The organism is Pseudomonas sp. PS01270, from assembly GCF_029959775.1.
Classification (GTDB): Bacteria; Pseudomonadota; Gammaproteobacteria; order Pseudomonadales; family Pseudomonadaceae; genus Aquipseudomonas; species Aquipseudomonas atacamensis.
Map to the genome: position 1 here is coordinate 1 of NZ_JASCPT010000073.1, position 21,536 is coordinate 21,536.

Here is a 21,536-nt window from a genome sequence, read left to right on the forward strand (position 1 = left end):
CCTTTTACTACACCACAACCCACTGTGGGAGCGAGCTTGCTCGCGAATGCGATGTGTCAGTCACCACAATGTTGACTGAAAGACCGCTTTCGCGAGCAAGCTCGCTCCCACAGGGTTTTGTATTTAGCCTTGAGTTAAGCGTACTGCGCAGCAGCGTAGCCCGAGGCCCAGGCCCACTGGAAATTGAAGCCGCCCAAGTGCCCGGTGACGTCGAGCACTTCACCAATGAAGTACAGGCCCGGGCTTTTCAGCGATTCCATGGTCTTCGACGACACCTCGCGGGTGTCGACGCCACCCAGAGTCACCTCAGCCGTGCGATAGCCTTCAGTTCCCGCCGGCACAACCTTCCAGCTGCCGAGCTTCTCGGCAATCTCCGCCAGTTCAGCGTGGGTGTACTGCTTCATCGGTTTGGAAACGAACCAGTTGTCCGCCAGCAGGTTGGCCATTTTCTTGGTGAAGATCTCGCCAAGCAAAGTCTTCAGCTCGCTGTTCGGACGCTCGGCGACTTGCTCTTGCAACCAGCTCGCCGCGTCGTGATCCGGCAGCAGGTTGATCTCTACCGTATCGCCAGACTCCCAGAACGAGGAAATCTGCAGAATCGCCGGGCCGCTGAGGCCACGGTGAGTGAAGAGGATGTTCTCGCGAAAGCTCTGGTCATTGCAGCTGACCAGACAATCCACCGAGGTGCCGGACAATTCGGTGCAGAGTTCCTTGAGCTGGTCGGTAATGGTGAACGGCACCAGCCCGGCGCGGGTCGGCAGCAGTTCATGGCCGAACTGTTTGGCGACCTGATAACCGAAACCGGTAGCGCCCAGGGTAGGAATCGACAGGCCGCCAGTGGCGATCACCAGCGATTGGCACTGGACCTGACCGAGGGTGGTGTCGAGCAGGTAGCCGCTGTCGACCTTCTCGATGGCCTGGATCGAGGTGTCCAGGTGCAGCTCGACGCCGGCCTGATCGCATTCATCAAGGAGCATGCCGAGGATGTCGCTGGATTTGTTATCGCAGAACAGCTGGCCGAGTTTCTTCTCGTGGTACGGCACGCCATGTTTGCCGACCAGACCGATGAAATCCCACTGGGTGTAACGCGCCAGCGCCGATTTGCAGAAATGCGGGTTCTGCGAAAGGAAATTGCTCGGTTCGGTGTACATGTTGGTGAAATTGCAGCGGCCACCGCCGGACATGAGGATTTTCTTGCCGGCTTTGTTCGCGTGGTCGAGCAGCAACACCTGACGCCCGCGCCCGGCGGCGGTCAGGGCACACATCAAGCCGGCCGCGCCAGCGCCAATGATCACGACTTCGGTAGAGCGCAAAACGGTGTCCTCACACAATGATCGTTCCCACGCTCTGCGTGGGAATGCCACCATGGACGCTCTGCGTCCGTTGTTATGTGACGCGGAGCGTCACGGGATGCATTCCCACGCAGAGCGTGGGAACGATCAGGTCAGAGAATACGCACGCGCAACGAGCGGCCCTTGATCTTGCCGTCGTTCAGGCGCTGCAAGGCCTGCATGGCCACGGTGCGCTCGACAGCGACGTAGGCCTGGAAATCGAAGATCGCGATCTTGCCGACCTGCGCACCGGGAATGCCCGCTTCGCCGGTCAGTGCGCCAAGAATGTCGCCCGGGCGCACTTTGTCTTTACGGCCAGCGCCGATGCACAGAGTGGTCATCGGCGGTTGCAGCGGCGCCAGGCCCTGGGACTTGAGGTTGTCGATCTGATCCCAGTTCAGCGGCGCTTTCTGCAGTTGTTCGATGGCTTGCGCACGATGAGCTTCGGACGGCGCGACCAAGCTGATGGCGATGCCTTTCTCGCCGGCACGACCGGTACGGCCGACGCGGTGGATGTGGATTTCCGAATCGCGCGCCAGCTCGACGTTGATCACCATGTCCAGCGCATCGATGTCCAGACCACGGGCCGCGACGTCGGTGGCAACCAGCACCGAGGTGCTGCGGTTGGCAAACATCGCCAGCACTTGATCGCGGTCACGCTGTTCCAGATCGCCGTGCAGGCCAACAGCGGAAATGCCTTTGGCGGTCAGGTGATCGACGGTTTCCTGCACTTGCTGCTTGGTGAAGCAGAACGCCACGCAGGACGCCGGACGGAAGTGGTGCAGGACTTTGGTCACCGCGCTCATGCGCTCTTCCGGCGAGATCTCGTAGAAGCGCTGCTCGATCTGCGTGTCGTCGTGGAAGGCTTCAGCCTTGACGGTCTGCGGATCGCGCATGAATTTCGAGGCCAGTTGCTTGATGCCCACCGGGTAGGTCGCGGAGAACAGCAGAGTCTGCCGGCGCTCGGGGGTCTTGATGATGATGTCTTCGATCGCGTCGTAGAAGCCCATGTCGAGCATGCGGTCGGCTTCGTCGAGGATCAGCGTGTTCAGGCCGTCGAGCACCAGCGAACCCTTGCGCAGGTGCTGCTGAATGCGCCCCGGAGTGCCGACGATGATGTGCGCGCCGTGCTCCAGCGAAGCGATCTGCGGGCCGAACGACACGCCACCGCACAGGGTGAGGACCTTGATGTTGTCTTCAGCGCGGGCCAGACGACGGACTTCCTTGGCCACCTGGTCGGCCAGTTCGCGGGTCGGGCAGATCACCAGCGCCTGGCACCCGAAGTAGCGCGGGTTGATCGGGTTGAGCAGGCCGATGCCGAACGCGGCGGTCTTGCCGCTGCCGGTCTTGGCCTGGGCGATCAGGTCCATCCCCTTGAGGATCACCGGCAAGCTCTGCGCCTGGATCGGCGTCATCTGGGCATAACCGAGTGATTCGAGGTTAGCCAGCATGGCGGCGGACAGCGGCAGAGTATTAAAAGCGGTGGCGATGGTGGTCACGGGACTGGCCTGCAAAACAAAATGTCGCGCAGTGTAGCAGCCCCGTGCCGGTTTCCTCGACAGTTCTGGACGAACAGCGATTGAACCCGAGGCAGGGATTACCTGTGGCGAGGGGATTTATCTGTGGCGAGGGGATTTATCTGTGGCGAGGGGATTTATCCCCGATGGGGTGCGCAGCACCCCCCAATACCTGCCACCTCAATTCATCCGGCTGACCGCATCCAACCTTTTTGGGGCTGCTGCGCAACCCAGCGGGGATAAATCCCCTCGCCACGGAAGTCCTTCAACAGCCACAGATGTCCTCCAGCACAATCAGTGTTCGATGTGCTCCTGTGGCCGTTTCGCCCGGCGCCCGTCTTCCTTGGACAGCTGCGAGAAAATCGTCGCCGCCAGCATCGCCATCACGCCGACCGTGACGAAGGTCAGCTGGAACGCGCCGAGCACGGTTTCCACGCCATCGTTGCCGACCTTCGCAGTGAAGCCACCCAGCAGCGCGCCGGCGCAAGCCACGCCGAGGCTCAGCGACAACTGCGCGACCACCGACAGCAGACTGTTGCCGCTGCTGGCGCTGGCATCGTCGAGGTCGATCAGCGTCACCGTATTCATCGCGGTGAATTGCAGCGAGTTGATCGCACCCAGCACGGCTAGCAGGCACAGCAGCAGCCAGTACGGCGTCTGCTCGCTGACCAGACCCATGCTCGCCAGCATGATCCCCAGCGCCAGCGTGTTGCCGGTGAGCACGATGCGATAGCCGAGGCGTTCGATCAGCGGCCGCGCGACCCACTTGGCGACCATCGCCGCAGCGGCCAGCGGCAACATGCTCATCCCGGCTTGCGACGGCGAATAGCCCAACGCCACTTGCAACAGCAGCGGAACCAGAAATGGCAGAGCACCGCTGCCCAGTCGCGCGAACAGGTTACCGAGGATGCCTACGGCGAAAGTGCGGGTCTTGAACAATGAAGGCGCAAACAACGGGTTCTCGATATGCCCGGCGCGCAGCCAGTACGCCGCCAGACAGGCCATGCCGGCGAACAGCAGCAACATCACCCGCAGGTGCGGCAGGTGCAATTCGCCAAGGCCTTCCATGGCGATGGTGATGAGGATCATCGCCGCGCCGAACAGTAGAAAACCGAGGCTATCGAAGCGTGTGCGCTCCGTGCCGTGCAGGTCTGGAATGAACTTCCACACCGCATAACAGCCGATCACCCCGACCGGCAGATTGATCAGGAAGATCCAGTGCCACGTCACGTATTCCACCATCCAGCCGCCCATGGTCGGGCCGATCAGCGGGCCGAGCAGGCCGGGAATGGTGATGAAACCCATGATCCGCACCAGTTCCGAGCGCGGGTAGGCACGCAGCACCACCAGCCGCCCGACCGGCAGCATCAGCGCACCGCCGAGGCCCTGAATCACCCGCGCACCGATGAGCATGCTCAGGCTGCTGGATAACGCGCACAGCAACGAGCCGAAACTGAACAGCAGAATCGCGCCGAAGAAGATTTTCTTGGTGCCGAAGCGGTCGGCGATCCATCCGGAGGCCGGGATCAGCAGGGCCACGGTGAGCATGTAGGCGATGATCACACCCTGCATGCGCAACGGGTCTTCAGCCAGATCGCTGGCCATGGCCGGCAGCGCGGTATTGAGGATGGTCCCGTCGAGGGACTGCATGAAGAAGGCGATGGCGACGACCCACGGCAACCAGCGGGCGGTGATGGCGTCGAGAGGCGGGCGGTTGGGCATGGAACCTCGTGTGGGTGGTTAATCCAGATTGATGATCGTTCCCACGCTCTGCGTGGGAATGCCTCAACGGACGCTCTGCGTCCGCTTTTGGCTGGGACGCGGAGCGTCCCGGGCTGCATTCCCACGCGGAGCGTGGGAACGATCGCCGTCAGAGGGTCAGGGTCAACCGGCTGACCAGCGCCCCCGGCAACAGCGATGACGAGGTATTGCGCTGGCTGTAGGTACTCGCCGACAGCAGCAATTCACGCTCGGTAGTCAACGCTTCCAACTGCGAACCGAGCAGGTTATAGGCGCTGTCGTCGAAGCGCATGGTGCTGACCGGCGCCTGGATCTCGCCGTTCTCGACCCAGAAGGTCGCGAAGCGGGTCATGCCGGTCATGCGCGCCGCCGGTTGGTCCGAGTAGTTCAGGTACCACAGATTGCTGATGTACAGCCCGGTGCCCAACTGCTTGAGGATCTCTTGCTGCGACAGATCACCGGCGGCCATGTTCAATGCACTGGGCATTTCGCCGCCGCCCGCGCCGTTCGCCGCCAGACCATATTCGGCGGCGCTGCGCGAGCCGACCAGTTGATCGCCGGCCTTGCCCTCGATGATCAGACGCAGATCGCTGCGCGGATAACCCTCGGCGGAAAACGCCGGGCTCAGGGATTCGCTGACTTTCTCATCCAGCGACACCAGCGGACTGAACGCCTGATCGCCGACGTAGAGTTTCTGCAACGGACTGCTCTTGCTGGCGATCGATTGCGCCGAGAACCCGCCCCAACTGAGCATGCCCATGATTTCTTCCAGTGCCGCCGGTGCCAGATAGGCGCGGTACTGTCCCGGTGCCAAAGTGCGTAACGGTCGGCCGAGAAACTCCAGCTGTTCGCGGGCCTGGGCGAAACGCCGGGCAAACCCTTCGTCGCTCCAGTCGTGCCCGGCGTAGCTGGCCTTCACTGCTTCGCCGTTTTCGTGGAACAGGCTGAAGTCGAAATTGAAGCTGTTGGCTTCATGCCAGCCGAACGCGCCGGCGGAACTGGCGAAACCGCGGCTGATCGGGCCGGCAGCATAGAAGCCGACCAGATCGAGACCTTCAGCGGCGGCGCAGATTTGCCCGACGACATCTTCGGTGTCCGGCAGCGGATGCGCTTGTACGTGCGTGCTCTGCCAGCTGTTGTGATTGAGCAGCAGATACGGATCCTGCGGCAGCAGCGGCAGGGTTTCGCGCAGTTGTTGCAGGCCCTCGGCGAGCCGTTGCAGATCGGCTTCCTGATCCCCGGACAAGGTGATCTGCAGGTCGGCGTGGCGACCGTCGTCGATCAGTTTCAGGCCGACGTTGGCCTGTTGCACTTGCCCGGCCTGGCGCACCTTGGCGTGATTGAAGCGCACGAACGCCGAGGCTTCGGCGGCGTAACTGAGCGTGAACTGTTCCGGCTCGCGCACGCTGTCGCGCAGCCAGTTGACCATGACCTTGAAGGCGTCGGACTGACGCTTCGAAATGCTCATCAGGCGTCTCCCCCAAACACATCAATGTTGCTGAATACGCAGGCCGGCGAAGCGTGGCCGACGCGAATCACCTGGTTCGGTTCGCCCTTGCCGCAGTTCGGCGTGCCCAGCACCTTGACGGTGTTGGCATCGCCGACGGCGCGCAGGCTCTTCCAGAAGTGCGCGGAAATGGCCCGGTAGTTGGGATTTTTCACCACGCCTTTAAGTTCACCATGCTCGATCAACTGGCCCCATTCGCAGCCGAACTGGAATTTGTTGCGCGCATCGTCGATCGACCACGAGCGATTGGTGCTCATCAGGATGCCGTGCTCGATACCACCGATCATCTGCTCCAGCGTCTGATCGCCCGGCTCGATGTTGAGGTTGGCCATGCGGTCGATCGGTGGCCGGTTCCAGCCGCAGGCGCGGCTGTTGGCAACGCCATCGAGGCCGGCGCGATATTGCGACAGCGCCCCGCCCAATGGCCGCAGCAACAGGCCGTCGCGGATCAGGAATTGTTTGCTCGCCGCAGTGCCGTCGTCGTCATGGCCGTAGCTGGCGAGTTCTTCCGGGATGCCAGGGTCGAAAGTCACGTTGAGCAAATTCGAGCCGTATTGCAGGCTGCCGAAATCGCTGGTCTTGACGAAACTGGTGCCGGCGTAATTGCGCTCATCGCCGAGGATGCGGTCGAGCTCCAGCGGGTGACCGATGGATTCGTGGATCTGCAGCATCATCTGATCAGGCATCAGCAGCAGGTCGCGCGGGCCTTGCGGGGTGTTCGGCGCGAGCAGCAGTTGCAGGGCCTGGTCGGCGACTTGCGGACCTGCACCGACCAGACCGCAGCGGCTGATGACATCGGCGCCACCCTGCTGGCCGAAGTTCTCCCGGCCGAGGCTGCGGGTCTGGCTGTCGTTGCCGTCGTAGGCGGTGACGTCGAGGCTCGGATAAACGAAGCGCTGGGCCTGGCGCAATTCGGCGCCGGCGCTGCTCAGGTAGATCTGCTCGACGTTAGTGATGCCGATGCTCACCTGCCAATTGACCAGGCGTTCATCCTTGGGCACCGAGGCGGACTCCGCACCGAGCAGATCGAAGCATTCGCTCAGGGACGGGAAGGGCTGTTCGAGATTGGGTGAAAAATAATCAGCGCGATCGCTGGACAGCGGCTGCTCGCGCAGATCGAGCAAGGCGTGCGGCTTGAGCCGGCGGGCCAGTTGCTCGGCGCGCTCGAGAGCGGCTTGCAGGCCTTGTTGCGAGAGGTCATTGGTCGCCGCGTAGGCTTCGACGCCATTGACGCGTACGGTGAGCATCGCCCCTTCATCGCGGCTCAGGCTCGGCGGTTCGGCGACGTTCTTGCGCACCGACAGAAACTGCCCGGACTCGCGCACATACCGCAGGGAAAAAAATTCAGCGCCCGTGCGCAAGGCAGCAAAGCGCTGCTTGAGCTGGGGGTGGAAATCGAACATTCGGGAACCTCCTTGTAATGGAGTAGCGGCATGGCGACAGCGGGGAGGGGTGAAACGGTTGCGCGAGGTCTAGAGTAGGCCTGCGTGGGGGTAGGATCAAGTGAAGAGGGGGTGTAGGAGGATTTACTGTGCCCGACAGCAGATCGTTCCCACGCTCTGCGTGGGAATGCCGCCATGGACGCTCTGCGTCCGCTTTGGGACGCGGAGCGTCCCGGGATGCATTCCCACGCAGACCGTGGGAACGATCAGGGGAGGTATTACGACTTACTGCGTAACCGGGGTGATATCCCGCATCGGCTTGCCCTTGACCGGGGCGCCGTTCGCAACGTAGTACGCAGCATTGCTGCGCGGCAGCGGCTTGCGGCCACGGATCTTGTCGGCGATTTTCTCGGCCATCATGATCGTCGGCGCGTTGAGGTTGCCGGTGGTGATGATCGGCATGATCGAGGCATCGACCACGCGCAGGCTCTGCATGCCGTGCACGCGACCTTCGCCATCGACCACGGCCATCTCGTCGGTGCCCATCTTGCACGAGCAGGACGGGTGGAACGCGGTTTCGGCGTGCTCGCGGATGAACTTGTCGAGCTGTTCATCGGTTTGCACTTCGATGCCCGGGCTGATTTCGCGACCACGGAACGCGTCGAGAGCCGGCTGCTGCATGATCTCGCGGGTCAGGCGGATGCCGTCGCGAAATTCCTGCCAGTCCTGCTCGGTGGCCATGTAGTTGAAGAGGATGCTCGGGTGCTGGCGCGGGTCCTTGGATTTGACCTGGATGCGACCACGGCTCGGCGAACGCATGGAACCCATGTGCGCTTGGAAACCGTGCTCTTTCACACCGTTGCTGCCGTTGTAGTTAATCGCCACCGGCAGGAAGTGGTACTGGATGTTCGGCCATTCGAATTCCGGACGCGAACGAATGAAACCGCCGGCCTCGAACTGGTTGCTGGCGCCGATGCCGGTGCCGTTGAACAGCCACTCGGCACCGATCGCCGGCTGGTTGTACCAGAGCAGCGACGGGTACAGCGAAACCGGTTGGGTGCAGGCGTATTGCAGGTACAGCTCAAGGTGATCCTGCAGGTTTTCACCGACGCCCGGCAGATCGTGGACCACCGGGATGTCGAGGCTTTCCAGCAGTTTCGCCGGGCCGACACCGGAGCGCTGCAGAATCTGCGGCGAAGCGATGGCGCCGGAGCACAGCAGCACTTCCTTGCGCGCCTTGGCTTCAACACGTTCTTCAGCGTCACCGATCAGGTAACGCACGCCGACCGCACGCTTGCCTTCAAAGAGAATCTTGTCGGTCAGGGCGTGGGTGACGATGGTCAGGGTCGAGCGTTTTTTGGCGATGTCGAGGTAGCCACGGGCGGTGGAAGCACGGCGGCCGTTCGGCGTCACGGTGCGGTCCATCGGGCCGAAGCCTTCCTGCTGGTAACCGTTGAGGTCTTCGGTGCGCGGATAACCGGCCTGCACGCCGGCTTCAACCATGGCGTGGAACAGCGGGTTGTTGCCGGCTTTCGGCGTGGTCACGCTGACCGGGCCGTCGCCACCGTGGTAATCGTTCGGGCCGATGTCACGGGTTTCAGCTTTACGGAAGTACGGCAGGCAATCGAGGTACGACCAGTCTTCCAGGCCCGGCAGTTTCGCCCAGCCGTCATAGTCCATGGCGTTGCCACGGATGTAGCACATGCCGTTGATCAGCGAAGAGCCGCCAAGGCCCTTGCCGCGACCGCATTCCATCCGGCGACCGTCCATGTGTGGCTCTGGATCGGTTTCGTAGGCCCAGTTGTAGCGACGCCCCTGCAGCGGGAAGGCCAGCGCGGCGGGCATTTGCGTGCGGAAGTCGAGGCGGTAGTCCGGCCCCCCGGCTTCGAGCAGCAGAACGGTGACGCCTTCGTCTTCAGTCAGACGGGTCGCCAGAGTGTTACCGGCCGAGCCGGCACCGATGATGATGTAATCGAATTCTTGGGACATTGAATGCACCCTCTTTGAAGTTGGTCAGGTCAACTGTGACCGCGCACCTGTGGCGAGGGGATTTATCCCCGTTCGGCTGCGCAGCAGTCGCAGAGTCGGCGACTGGTTCTGTCTGGAGAATTGCAGTGTCTGGAGGGGGGCCGCTTCGCAGCCCGACGGGGATGAATCCCCTCGCCACAATGGCCCCACCCGGACTCTGAGTCAGATCAGAACACCGAGACGTAATCGCCCAGCTCGACCTGTACCGATTTGATGCGGGTGAAGTTGTTCAGCGAGCTGATCCCGTTCTCACGGCCAACACCCGACTGCTTGTAGCCGCCGACCGGCATTTTTGCGTCGGACTCGCCCCAGGCGTTGATCCAGCAGATACCGGCTTCCAGTTGATGAATCACGCGGTGGGCGCGGTTCAGGTCCTTGGTAACGATACCGGCGGCCAGGCCGAAGTCGGTGTCGTTGGCGCGGCGGATCACTTCTTCTTCGGTTTCGTAGGAAAGGATCGCCATCACCGGGCCGAAGATCTCTTCGCGCACGATGGTCATGTCGTCGGTGCAGTCGGTGAACACGGTTGGCGCCACGAACGCACCTTTAGCGAATTCGCCGTCCGTCAGTCGACCGCCGCCGCACAGCACGCGTGCGCCTTCTTCTTTACCCTTGGCGATGTAAGCCAACACGCTTTCCATGTGCGGGAAGCTGACCAGCGGGCCGAAGTTGGTGTTTTCGTCTTCCGGGTTGCCAACGCGGATGCGGGCAACGCGCTCAACGATCTTGGCTTCAAAAGCGGCTTTCAGGTGCGCCGGTACGAACACGCGAGTGCCGTTGGTGCAGACCTGACCGGAGCTGTAGAAGTTGGCCATCATCGCCGTGTCGGCGGCGCGATCCAGATCGGCGTCGTCGCAGATGATCAGCGGCGACTTGCCGCCCAGTTCCATGGTCACGTCTTTGAGCGACGAAGCCGAAGCGCTGGCCATGACTTTCTTGCCGGTGTCGGTGCCGCCAGTGAAGGAGATTTTCTCGATGCGCGGGTGCTCGGTCAGCCAGGTGCCGACTTCGCGGCCGCTACCGGTCAGGACGTTGAACACACCGTTCGGCACGCCGGCTTCGGTGTAGATCTCGGCCAGTTTCAGGGTGGTCAGCGAGGTGACTTCGCTTGGCTTGAAGATCATCGCGTTACCGGCCGCCAGGGCTGGAGCGGATTTCCACAGGGCGATCTGGATCGGGTAGTTCCACGCGCCGATACCGGCGACTACGCCCAGCGGTTCGCGACGGGTGTAAACGAACGAGGTGTCACGCAGCGGGATCTGCTCGCCTTCGATGGCGGGCACCAGGCCTGCGTAGTATTCCAGCACGTCAGCGCCGGTGACGATGTCGACGTACTTGGTTTCGGAGAAGGATTTGCCGGTGTCCAGGGTTTCCAGCGCGGCCAGCTCATCGTTGCGCTCGCGCAGGATGTCGACGGCGCGACGCAGGATGCGCGAACGCTCCATGGCGGTCATCGCGGCCCAGATTTTCTGGCCCTTTTCGGCGCTGACCACGGCGCGCTCGACGTCGTCTTTGGTCGCACGTTGCACCAGTGCGAGGACTTCACCGTTCGCCGGGTTGATGGCTTCGAAGGTGGCGTCGCTGCCGGCGTCGGTGTACGCGCCATCGATGTAGAGTTTTTGCAGTTCGAAACGGGCCATAGTGTCCTCGCAAGTGCATTGGTGGTTGGCGTTGACCACCGCGATGACGCTGCGGTGGAGTTCAGGGGCCGAGCATTTTCTGTGTGCTCTAGCTCACCTTCTTGGCCAATTGGAAATCCATGTATTCGTAAGCGATCTGTTGCGCCTGCGCCGTGTCGAAAGCGTCTCCCGACAGCGCGCCGCGCAACCACAAGCCGTCAATCAACGCTGCCAGACCCCGGGCGGCGCTGCGCGCATCTTCGAGCGGCAGCACACGGCGGAACTGGCAGCACAGGTTGGAATACAGACGGTGATCGTTGATCCGCTGCAACCTGTGCAAAGACGGCTGGTGCATGCTGGTAGCCCAGAAGGCCAGCCAGGTTTTCATTGCCGGGCCATTGACCTGGCTGGCGTCGAAGTTGCCTTCGATGATCACCTGCAGATGCGCCCGTGGGCTGTCATCTGCCAGCGCCTGACGGCGCGCGGTGACGCTCTCGCTGAGGGCGGTCATCAGGTACCGCATCGTGGCGGCGATCAGGCCGTTCTTGTCCTGAAAGTAATGACTGATGATGCCATTCGAGACACCGGCCAAACGGGCGATCAGCGCAATGCTGGCGTCCCCCATTCCGACCTGATCGACCGCTTGCAAAGTGGCTTCGATCAGTTGTTGGCGGCGGATGGGTTGCATACCGACCTTGGGCATCTTGCACATCTCCTTAGGCCTTCCGAGGGGCGAATGACGCCGATCGGATTGAGGGCCAGTCTATTTTGTTTTGATTGAACGTTCAATCAACAAAGAATAAGATCTGCGACAATTCGTCGCTGCCTACAGAAAATTCCTACGCGTAATGACGATAAAAACCGACACCTGAAACGGCTCGAAACCTGCGCGGGGCATGGCGCGGTTCGCGATTCGATGGACGTGTTGAAAGGGCAAGACGCTCGGGGCCAGGTTTCGGATGAACGTCCGTCGCCTCTGGCCACGAAAGCGAATACGCAACGCCATTTCGGCAGGTTCGGGCTTTTTTCGGAGTGTCTTTATATCACCCGCCGGTCGGCTGCCAACTAACCGATTGGTCGGGTTCCGTGATGCCTTGTGTTCTTCTCTCGCACTGCCTGGAGCATTTGTGCCATGAGTTCTGCCTCGCTAATAAAGACCCCGCCCGAGAAGGTGACGGTCAACGGTTGGGTGTTCTACACCTCGACCGCGCTGATTCTGTTGTTGACCGCCATTCTGATCATCGCCCCGCAAGAGGCCGGCAGAATGTTGGGGATGGCCCAGGCCTGGTTGTCGCGCAGCTTCGGCTGGTACTACATGGTGGTGATCGCCGCCTACCTGGTGTTCGTGGTCGGTCTGGCGTTTTCCTCGTACGGCAAACTCAAACTGGGCAGCAAGGACGACACCCCGGATTTCAGTTACGGCGCTTGGGCGGGGATGCTGTTCTCGTCGGGCATCGGCATTTCGCTGTTGTACTTCGGCGCGTCCGAGCCGCTGGATCACTACTTCAATCCGCCGGAAGGCACCTCGGCCAGCAACATCGCCGCGCGTCAGGCAGTGCAACTGACCTTCCTGCACTGGGGCCTGCACGGCTGGGCGATCTACGCTTTGGTCGGCCTTGCCGTGGCGTATTTTGCCTATCGGCATAACCAGCCGCTGGCCCTGCGTTCGGCGCTGTATCCATTGGTCGGCGAGCGTTGGGTCAAAGGCGCTGCCGGGCACGCGGTGGATGGCTTCGGCATGTTCGTGACCCTGCTGGGTCTGGTGACCAACCTGGGGATTGGCTCGCTGCAAGTGTCGTCCGGGCTGGAAAACCTGTTCGGCATGGAGCACAGCAACACCAACCTGCTGATCGTCATCATCGTCATGAGCACAGTAGCGACCATCGCTGCCGTGTCGGGTGTGGAAAACGGCATCCGTCGTCTGTCCAACCTGAACATCGTGCTGTTCAGCGGCCTGCTGATTTTCGTCCTGCTGTTCGGCCCGACCCTGCACCTGCTCAACGGCTTCGTGCAGAATATCGGTGACTACCTCAACGGCGTGGTGCTGAAGACCTTCGACCTGTACGTCTATGAAGGCGACAGCGCCAAGTCCGACCGCTGGCTTGGCCTGTGGACCCTGTTCTACTGGGCGTGGTGGATTTCCTGGGCGCCATTCGTGGGCATGTTCATCGCACGAATTTCCCGTGGCCGCAGCGTGCGTGAACTGGTTGCTGGCGTGCTGCTGATTCCGCTGGGCTTCACCTTGGCGTGGCTGTCGATCTTCGGCAACTCGGCGCTGGATCTGGTGATGAATCAGGGCGCGGTGGAGCTGGGCAAGACGGCGCTGGAACAGCCGTCGATGGCGATCTATCAGTTGCTTGAGCATTATCCGGCGTCGAAAGTCGTCATCGGGGTGTCGATCTTTGTCGGCTTCGTGCTGTTCCTGACCCCGGCCGACTCCGGCGCGGTGATGATGGCGAATCTTTCCTGCAAGGGCGGCAACGTCGATGAAGACGCGCCGCACTGGCTGCGGATCTTCTGGTCGGTGGTGATCACCCTGGTGACCATAGGCCTGCTGTTCGCCGGCAACTTCGAAGCCATGCAGACCATGGTCGTGCTGGCCGGCCTGCCGTTCTCGGTGGTGCTGATCTGCTTCATGTTCGGCCTGCACAAGGCGATGCGTCAGGACGTGCAGATCGAACAGGAGCAAGCGCAACTGGCCGAGCGCGGACGCCGAGGTTTCAGCGAGCGCCTGACGCAACTGGATCTGCAGCCGAGCCAATCGGTGGTGCAGCGCTTCATGGACAAACACGTCACTCCGGCACTGGAAGATGCAGCGGCGCAATTGCGCAATCAGGGCATTGAAGTGCAGACGCTGCTGGGCAAGGCCAAGCGTTGCATGGGCGTGCGGGTCGAGATGGAAGAGGGCAACCCTTTCGTTTACGAAGTGAGCCTGGATGGTTATCTGGCGACCCCGACCGAATCGGCGCAATCAGATGAAGCGCGTCAGCGTTATTACCGTGCTGAGGTCTATCTGCACAATGGCAGCCAGGATTACGACTTGATGGGCTTTACGCCGGAGCAGATTACGCGGGATGTGCTCGATCAGTTTGAAAGCCATCGGCAGCTTCTTGGCCGGGTGTATAGCTAGACCTTGAGATTCAGCGGTGCAGTCAGCTGCACCGCTGAACCATTGTGGCGAGGGGATTTATCCCCGTTGGGCTGCGAAGCAGCCCTGAAACCGTCCAACGCGGTTTTACTCAATTACCGCGATTGACGACTTGGGGCCGCTTCGCGCCCCATCGGGGATAAATCCCCTCGCCACAGGTTCTCTATTTGCAGTTCAATATCTGTATGAACAAAAACGCCGCGATCGTCTCGCGGCGTTTTTGTGTCTGCGGGGTTTACCCCAGATTCTTGCCCAACAACGCGTGATACAACTCGCTGTCGCCCAGAATCCCCACCACATGATTGTTATCGTGCAGCACCAGCTTGTTGCCGGTCTGATAACGGATCTGCAGCGCGTCACGCATGCCGATGTTCGAGTCCACCAGTGTTGGCTTGCGCTCCAGGCCTTCCACTGCTTGCCCCGGTGCCCAGTTCTGCAGGTTCAGCACCGAGCCGTTCTGCCGTGCGCCTTTGATGGTGTTGCCTTCGGCCAGGTCCAGCCACGAGTCGCCGCCAGGATCCAGGCACACCGAGCCGTTGATGCGTTTGCACTTGTCCAGCGTGCGCATCAGGCTGCGGCCGCAGAGCACGTTGAGCGGATTGGTGTGGGCGACGAAGGTGCGCACATAGTCGTCCGCCGGGTTGAGGACGATTTCTTCCGGCACGCTGTACTGGATGATCCGGCCGTCCTTCATGATCGCGATGCGGCTGCCGAGTTTGAGGGCTTCATCAAGGTCGTGGCTGACAAAAACGATGGTCTTGCTCAGCTTGCGTTGCAGTTCCAGCAATTCATCCTGCAGACCCTGGCGGATCAGCGGGTCGAGGGCCGAGAACGGTTCGTCCATCAGCAGAATGTCGGCGTCCATCGCCAGCGCGCGGGCGAGGCCGACGCGTTGCTGCATGCCGCCGGAGAGTTCGTCCGGCTTTTTGTTGCGCCACTGGGTCAGGCCGACCAGTTCGAGTTTCTCATCGACCAGTTTCTTGCGTTCCTTCTCCGGTCGACCCTGCATTTCCAGACCGAAACTGATGTTCTCGCGCACCGTCAGCCATGGCATCAGGGCAAACTTCTGGAACACCATCGCAATACGCTTGGTGCGCATCATCTTCAGCTCGGCGGGCGTGCAGGACGCGATGTCGATCTGACGGTTTTCATGCTCGACGAACAGCTTGCCGCGGCTCACGGTGTTGAGGCCGTTGATGCAGCGCAGCAGGCTCGACTTGCCCGAGCCGGAGAGGCCCATCAGCACGCAGATCTCGCCTTTGTTGATGTCCAGCGTGGCTTTTTCCACGCCGACGATCTGACCGGTCTTCTTCAGGATCTCGTTGCGGGTCATGCCCTGATCGAGCAGCTTGAGTGCCTCGCGCGGGTCTTTGGAGAAGATTACGTCAACGTCTTCGAAGCGAATTATGCTCATGCGTCACCCCCTACTTTGGCGTCGGGTTGTTTGCAGATACGGTCGAGCATGATCGCCAGCAGTACGATTGCCAGGCCTGCTTCGAAGCCCAGCGCAATATCAGCAGTGTTCAGTGCGTTGACCACCGGTTTGCCGAGTCCGTCGGCGCCGACCAGTGCCGCGATCACCACCATCGACAGCGACAGCATGATGCACTGGGTGATGCCGGCCGCGATGCTCGGCATGGCGTGCGGCAGTTCGATCCTTGAGAGCAATTGGCGACGCGAGCAGCCGAAGGCCTTGCCGGCGTCCATCAGTTCTTGCGGGACATCACGGATGCCCAGGTAGGTCAGGCGGATCGGCGCCGCGATGGCGAACACCACCGTGGAGATCAGGCCCGGTACCACACCCAGCCCGAAGAGGGTCAGGGTAGGAATGAGGTAAACGAAGGTCGGCACGGTCTGCATCAGATCGAGCACCGGCCGCATCATGGTGTAGAACATCGGTTTGTGCGCGGCGACGATGCCCAGCGGCACGCCGATCAACACGCAGACCAGGGTGGCGAACAGCACCTGGGCGAGGGTTTCCATGGTTTCCTGCCAGTAACCCAGGTTGAGGATCAGCAGGAACGAGGCGACCACGAACGCGGTCAGGCCCCACTTGCGTTGAATCAGATGGGCAATGATGGCAATCAGGCCAATCAGCACCAACGGGTTGAACCAGGTCAGCGCAAACGTCACGCCGTGGATCATCGTTTCCAGTGTCACGGCGATTGCGTCGAAGGTGTTGGCGCCGTGTTGCGTCAACCATTCGACGAAGCCCGCGATGTACTGGCCTAAAGGTATTTTCTGATCAATCAGCATGGTAGTGAACGTCCGCATGCAAGGAAATTAACAGCCCGGGCAGGCACGCCTGCCCGGCATAAGCGGTGCCTTTCAAATCAAGGCGCGAGCTTGGCTTTCACGGCCTCCAGGCCTGGTTTACCGTCAATGGTGGTCACGCCAGCGAGCCAGGTATCGAGCACCTGTGGATTCTTTTTCAGCCAGGCCTTGGCGGCCGCGTCAGGCTTCATCTTGTCGTCGAGGATGTTGCCCATCAGTTCACTTTCCATGTCGACGGTGAACTCCAGGTTTTTCAACAGCTGACCGACGTTGCTGCATTCTTCGGCGTAACCCTTGCGGGTGTTGGTAGCCACAGTGGCTGCGCCGAAATCGGGGCCGAAGAAGTCGTCGCCGCCGGTCAGGTATTGAATCTTGAAGCGCTTGTTCATCGGGTGCGGTGCCCAGCCGAGGAAGACCACGGCGGTGTCGCGCTTCTGCGCCCGGTCGACTTGCGAGAGCATGCCGGCCTCGGAAGATTCGACGATCTTGAAGCCAGCGGTTTTCAGGCCGAAGGCATCCTTGTCGATCATGCTCTGGATCAGCCGGTTGCCGTCGTTGCCCGGCTCGATGCCGTAGATCTTGCCGTCGAGCTCTTTCTTGAATTTGGCAATGTCGGCGAAGTCATGCAGGCCTTTGTCGTACAGGGCTTGCGGCACGGCGAGGGTGTATTTGGCACCCTTGAGGTTGGTGCGCACGGTGTCGACGGTGCCGGCATCGCGATACGGCTTGATGTCGTTCTCCATGGTCGGCATCCAGTTACCGAGAAACACGTCCATGTTCTTGCCGTCGGCCAGCGACTTGTAGGTCACGGGCACGGAGATCATGGTGGTTTTGGTCTTGTAGCCGAGGGCGTTGAGAACAACGGAAGTGGTAGCGGTGGTGGCGGTGATGTCGGTCCAGCCGACATCAGAGAAGTTAACGAGGCTGCACTGTGCCGGTTCTGCGGCTTGCGCCAGTAACGGCAGACTCAGCAGGGCGGCCAACAACAACGACGGGGAACCTTTCATGGATGGACTCCTTGGTGTTTTTTTTGGCAGTGTTCCGACTGTGGACCACCGCACTTATGGGTTGCGGTTGGTGGCGTTTTTGAGACAGCTCTACCGCAGCGCCTTGCAATCGAGTCATCCCGATCATGTACCAGTGAAAATCTGACGCCTACAGGGAGGGTCGTATCCAGTACAGGGATGGTCGCTTCCAGTGTCGGTGACGTCGCTTACAGCTTTTTCTCGCCTCCGATGACCTGCTCAACGGCATAAAAACGGCGTATTTGCGGGGCGAAAACGTAACGACGCTGCTGGACATGACTGCGTCGGTGTCAGACGCCGAGCGCGCCGACAAAAGCCCGATGATGCCGGCATTCGGCGGATCGCAGCTTGAGCGTAGCAGCTCCGCCAGCGGGCGCTTTTGCCGCCCGGACCGGTATTCTCAGGAGCTTCGCAGCAATGGCTATCAGCGTTTTCGACCTGTTCAAAATCGGCATCGGCCCTTCCAGTTCCCACACCGTCGGGCCGATGCGCGCCGCCGCACTGTTCGTCGAGTCGCTGCGCGGCAAGCATCAGCTGGAACAGGTGCGGCGCATCGAGGTGCAGTTGTTCGGATCGCTTTCCGCCACCGGCATCGGTCACGGCAGCGACAACGCAGTGATCATGGGCCTGATGGGCGAGTGGCCGGACGCAATCGACCCGGCGCAGATCGGCCCGCGCATTCAGGCGCTGCGGGAAACCCATACGTTGTTATTGGATGGTCGCCTGTCGGTGCCGTTTGTGTGGGCGCGGGACATGCGCCTGATCGATGAAAACCTGCCATTCCATCCCAACGCCATGACGCTGGTGGCCGAAGGCGAGTTCGGTGAGCTGCACCGTGACACCTACTATTCGGTCGGCGGCGGCTTCGTCGTTGATGAGGCGCAAGCGTCCAGTGGTGTGGTCGATTTGGATCGCACCGAATTGCCCTACGACTTCTCCAGTGCGGTCGAGCTGCTGGAGTTGTGCAAGAAACACAACCTGCGCGTTGCCGAACTGATGATGGCCAACGAAAAGGTCTGGCGCAGCGAAGAAGAGATCCGTGCCGGGCTGATGAAACTGTGGCGGGCGATGCAGGATTGCGTCGAGCAAGGCCTCAAGCACGAAGGCATTCTGCCCGGCGGCCTGAACGTGCGGCGGCGTGCTGCGAAGTTGCACCGCAGCCTGCAAGAGCTGAACAAACCGAACGTCATCGGCTCGACCCTGAGCGCCATGGAGTGGGTCAACCTGTTCGCCCTGGCCGTCAATGAAGAGAATGCGGCCGGCGGGCGCATGGTTACCGCGCCGACCAATGGCGCGGCGGGGATCATCCCGGCGGTGCTGCACTACTTCATGAAATTCAGCGAGGCAGTCACCGACGCCAACGTCGTCGACTATTTCCTCGGCGCGGCGGCAGTCGGCATTTTGTGCAAGAAGAATGCTTCGATTTCTGGGGCCGAGGTCGGTTGTCAGGGCGAGGTCGGTTCGGCCTGCGCCATGGCAGCGGCGGGGCTGGCGGAGATTCTTGGCGCCACCCCTGAACAACTGTGCAATGCGGCGGAAATCGGCCTGGAACACAACCTTGGTCTGACCTGCGACCCGGTCGGTGGTCTGGTGCAGGTGCCGTGCATCGAGCGCAATGCAATCGCGGCAGTGAAAGCCATCAACGCGGCGCAAATGGCCCTGCGCGGCGACGGTCAGCACTTTATCTCGCTGGACCGGGTGATCCGCACCATGCGCGATACCGGCGCCGATATGCATGACAAATATAAAGAAACTTCGCGCGGTGGCTTGGCGGTCAGTGCGGTTGAGTGCTGACCGTGAACCCGTGGCGAGGGGATTTATCCCCGATGGGCTGCGAAGCGGCCCCTTAACCTGCGTTCAAAGTTCTGTCTGATAGACCATGGTGAGAGGTGTTACTACTGCTGCGCAGCCGATCGGGGATAAATCCCCTCGCCACAGGTTGATCTGGCAGAGTGGAGTGCCAGACCAGTCAAAACTGCTCGACAAAAGAACACCCCGATCCAGCCGCGCCACCTTTTGGCGCGTCGCAATCAGACAAGCCTCACTGTCAGTCGTGACTTGTCAGTCGTTACTCGACCGTCCGTCGTCCGTGCTTGCGGTGACACTCTGTGCAAATCCGCTGCAGGCCAGTTCCCACAAGTGCTACCGATCTGCTCACGGGCTGCGCGGCAGGGCTCTCGCGGCATCTGATGGCACTTCGAAATGGCGTGTTCCGAGGTCTCGTATAGACGCGTCGCGAGGTCGTTTTCAGGAGTTATTGAATGGCCGTCCAATTTCAGGCACGGCAATTGCTCTGTCATAACAAAGCCTGCTTTCTCTGTGAGACGCGGGCAATAACAAGAGCCTCCGCCTGAGGCCGCCACCCGCTTTGTGTGAGGAGATACCGCGATGACGTCGTTCAACTCCGGGGCCCAACCCCAGAACCGTGCGCCTCAATCCATCGGCTTTCTGCTGCTGGACAATTTCACGCTGATTTCCCTGGCGTCCGCCGTTGAGCCGCTGCGCATGGCCAATCAGTTGTCCGGTCGCGAGCTGTATCGCTGGAGCACCCTCACCGTCGATGGCGGCCAGGTCTGGGCCAGTGACGGTTTGCAGATCACTCCCGACGCCTCCATGCACAAAGCCCCGCCCCTGGACACGGTGATCGTCTGCGGCGGCATCGGCATTCAACGTACCGTAACCCGTGAACACGTCTCGTGGCTGCAAAGCCAGGCGCGCCAGTCCAAGCGCCTGGGCGCGGTGTGCACCGGCAGTTGGGCGCTGGCCTGCGCCGGTCTGCTCGATGGCTTCGATTGCAGCGTGCATTGGGAATGTCTGGCGGCGATGCAGGAAGCTTTCCCGCGCGTGGCCATGAGCACACGGCTGTTCACCCTCGACCGTAACCGCTTCACCAGTTCCGGCGGTACCGCGCCGCTGGACATGATGCTGCACCTGATCAGCCGCGATCACGGGCGTGAACTGTCGGCAGCGATCTCGGAAATGTTCGTCTACGAGCGCATCCGCAACGAACAGGATCACCAGCGCGTGCCGCTCAAGCACATGCTCGGCACCAACCAGCCGAAGTTGCAGGAAATCGTCGCGCTGATGGAAGCCAATCTGGAAGAGCCGATCGATCTGGATGAGCTGGCGGTGTATGTCGCGGTGTCGCGTCGACAACTGGAGCGGTTGTTCCAGAAATACCTGCACTGCTCGCCGTCACGCTATTACCTGAAGTTGCGCCTGATCCGCGCCCGGCAGCTGCTCAAGCAGACGCCGATGTCGATCATCGAAGTGGCGTCGGTGTGTGGTTTCGTCTCCACGCCGCACTTCTCCAAGTGCTACCGCGAATACTTCGGCATCCCGCCGCGTGACGAGCGCGTGGGCTCCAACACCACCCAGCAGGTAGCGATGCTGCCGCTGCCGCAGGCCATCGTGATGTCGCCGCTGTCGGGGCCGATGTCAGCGCTGAGTCAGGCGCGCAATGAGTCGACGTTTGCCAGCGTAAGGCTGTAAAGCAAAAGATCGCAGCCTCCGGCAGCTCCTACATTTGGAATACGTTCCCCTGTAGGAGCTGCCGAAGGCTGCGATCTTTTGATCTTTTCTCAGGCGCTGTGGGACTGCTGATAATCCGAGAGGGCCGGCAACAACTGCTTGTCGATCGCCTGACGCACCGCCGGCTGAATGCTGGCGCCGCTGGTGTACATGTCCTTGACCATCTTGCGCAGTTCGAATGCACGAACATTATCCAGCCCACGCACCGCGCACTCGCAGGCCTGCTCGGCGGTGGTACCGCTCGGCACCTGAATACCCAAGGCCTTGAGCTGGCCCAACAGATCTTCCTGGTCAATCAAATCGGCGTACATCATTACGCAAATCCTTCTGTGGCAACGGAGGTCTTGGCTCGATTCTGGTGGCCCCGACCGGACGCGGCAAGGGCGTTTTGTCGCGGTGGCCGGGACGACTATGAACAGGTCGTTTTCGGCTAA

Annotated in this window: 15 protein-coding genes; 3 read left to right on the forward strand and 12 right to left on the reverse strand. The window is 61.2% G+C overall.

The genetic code is table 11. The features are described 5' to 3' along the window. Positions 1-134: 134 nt before the first annotated feature. The 8 genes from QMX86_RS18765 to betI form a co-directional block, all read right to left on the reverse strand. Positions 135-1,313, reverse strand: coding sequence for an NAD(P)/FAD-dependent oxidoreductase (locus QMX86_RS18765; protein ID WP_073476434.1), 1,179 nt, complete (start codon positions 1,311-1,313; stop codon positions 135-137). 131 nt (positions 1,314-1,444) lie between these two features. Next, positions 1,445-2,830: an ATP-dependent RNA helicase DbpA gene (gene dbpA / locus QMX86_RS18770; RefSeq protein ID WP_024014613.1), complete on the reverse strand. Its 1,386-nt coding sequence runs from the start codon at positions 2,828-2,830 to the stop codon at positions 1,445-1,447. A 312-nt stretch (positions 2,831-3,142) separates the two neighbouring features. Then, positions 3,143-4,570: a multidrug transporter subunit MdtD gene (gene mdtD / locus QMX86_RS18775; RefSeq protein ID WP_282384654.1), complete on the reverse strand. Its 1,428-nt coding sequence runs from the start codon at positions 4,568-4,570 to the stop codon at positions 3,143-3,145. Positions 4,571-4,718: 148 nt separating this feature from the next. Further along, a complete protein-coding gene (locus QMX86_RS18780; protein WP_282384653.1) occupies positions 4,719-6,056 on the reverse strand; it encodes a TldD/PmbA family protein in 1,338 nt (445 codons plus the stop codon). Then, a complete protein-coding gene (locus tag QMX86_RS18785) occupies positions 6,056-7,498 on the reverse strand; it encodes a TldD/PmbA family protein (RefSeq protein ID WP_282384652.1) in 1,443 nt (480 codons plus the stop codon). The genes QMX86_RS18780 and QMX86_RS18785 overlap by 1 nt, the downstream gene beginning before the upstream one ends. A 264-nt stretch (positions 7,499-7,762) precedes the next feature. Beyond that, complete coding sequence (betA, locus tag QMX86_RS18790) at positions 7,763-9,466, reverse strand: choline dehydrogenase (RefSeq protein ID WP_110646284.1); 1,704 nt, start codon at positions 9,464-9,466, stop codon at positions 7,763-7,765. Positions 9,467-9,672: 206 nt separating this feature from the next. Beyond that, entirely contained in the window at positions 9,673-11,145 is a 1,473-nt protein-coding gene (betB, locus tag QMX86_RS18795) for a betaine-aldehyde dehydrogenase (RefSeq protein ID WP_024014608.1), read from the reverse strand. A gap of 88 nt (positions 11,146-11,233) precedes the next feature. After that, positions 11,234-11,827, reverse strand: a complete 594-nt coding sequence (gene betI / locus QMX86_RS18800) for a transcriptional regulator BetI (RefSeq protein ID WP_008085771.1) — start codon at positions 11,825-11,827, stop codon at positions 11,234-11,236. Positions 11,828-12,313: 486 nt separating this feature from the next. On the opposite strand from betI, the gene QMX86_RS18805 reads away from it, so the two are divergent. Then, on the forward strand, positions 12,314-14,254 hold the full coding sequence (locus QMX86_RS18805; protein ID WP_282384655.1) for a BCCT family transporter: 1,941 nt from the start codon (positions 12,314-12,316) through the stop codon (positions 14,252-14,254). 253 nt (positions 14,255-14,507) lie between these two features. Here the strand turns inward: QMX86_RS18805 and choV are convergent, their stop codons facing one another. The 3 genes from choV to QMX86_RS18820 all read right to left on the reverse strand — a co-directional run bounded on the left by choV (position 14,508) and on the right by QMX86_RS18820 (position 17,553). After that, positions 14,508-15,686 carry a choline ABC transporter ATP-binding protein gene (gene choV, locus QMX86_RS18810; protein ID WP_016772804.1) on the reverse strand — a complete coding sequence of 393 codons (1,179 nt, stop codon included), beginning with the start codon at positions 15,684-15,686 and terminating at the stop codon, positions 14,508-14,510. Further along, positions 15,683-16,528: a choline ABC transporter permease subunit gene (choW, locus tag QMX86_RS18815; protein ID WP_016772805.1), complete on the reverse strand. Its 846-nt coding sequence runs from the start codon at positions 16,526-16,528 to the stop codon at positions 15,683-15,685. The genes choV and choW overlap by 4 nt, the downstream gene beginning before the upstream one ends. A 77-nt stretch (positions 16,529-16,605) precedes the next feature. Then, positions 16,606-17,553, reverse strand: a complete 948-nt coding sequence (locus QMX86_RS18820; RefSeq protein ID WP_016772806.1) for a choline ABC transporter substrate-binding protein — start codon at positions 17,551-17,553, stop codon at positions 16,606-16,608. Positions 17,554-17,988: 435 nt separating this feature from the next. Here QMX86_RS18820 and QMX86_RS18825 point away from each other — a divergent pair, with 435 nt between their 5' ends. Both QMX86_RS18825 and QMX86_RS18830 read left to right on the forward strand, forming a co-directional pair. Continuing rightward, entirely contained in the window at positions 17,989-19,365 is a 1,377-nt protein-coding gene (locus QMX86_RS18825; RefSeq protein WP_016772807.1) for an L-serine ammonia-lyase, read from the forward strand. 594 nt (positions 19,366-19,959) lie between these two features. Next, positions 19,960-21,063 carry a GlxA family transcriptional regulator gene (locus QMX86_RS18830; RefSeq protein ID WP_007949927.1) on the forward strand — a complete coding sequence of 368 codons (1,104 nt, stop codon included), beginning with the start codon at positions 19,960-19,962 and terminating at the stop codon, positions 21,061-21,063. An 89-nt stretch (positions 21,064-21,152) separates the two neighbouring features. Here the strand turns inward: QMX86_RS18830 and QMX86_RS18835 are convergent, their stop codons facing one another. Further along, positions 21,153-21,416, reverse strand: coding sequence for a hypothetical protein (locus QMX86_RS18835; protein ID WP_016772808.1), 264 nt, complete (start codon positions 21,414-21,416; stop codon positions 21,153-21,155). Positions 21,417-21,536: the final 120 nt, after the last annotated feature.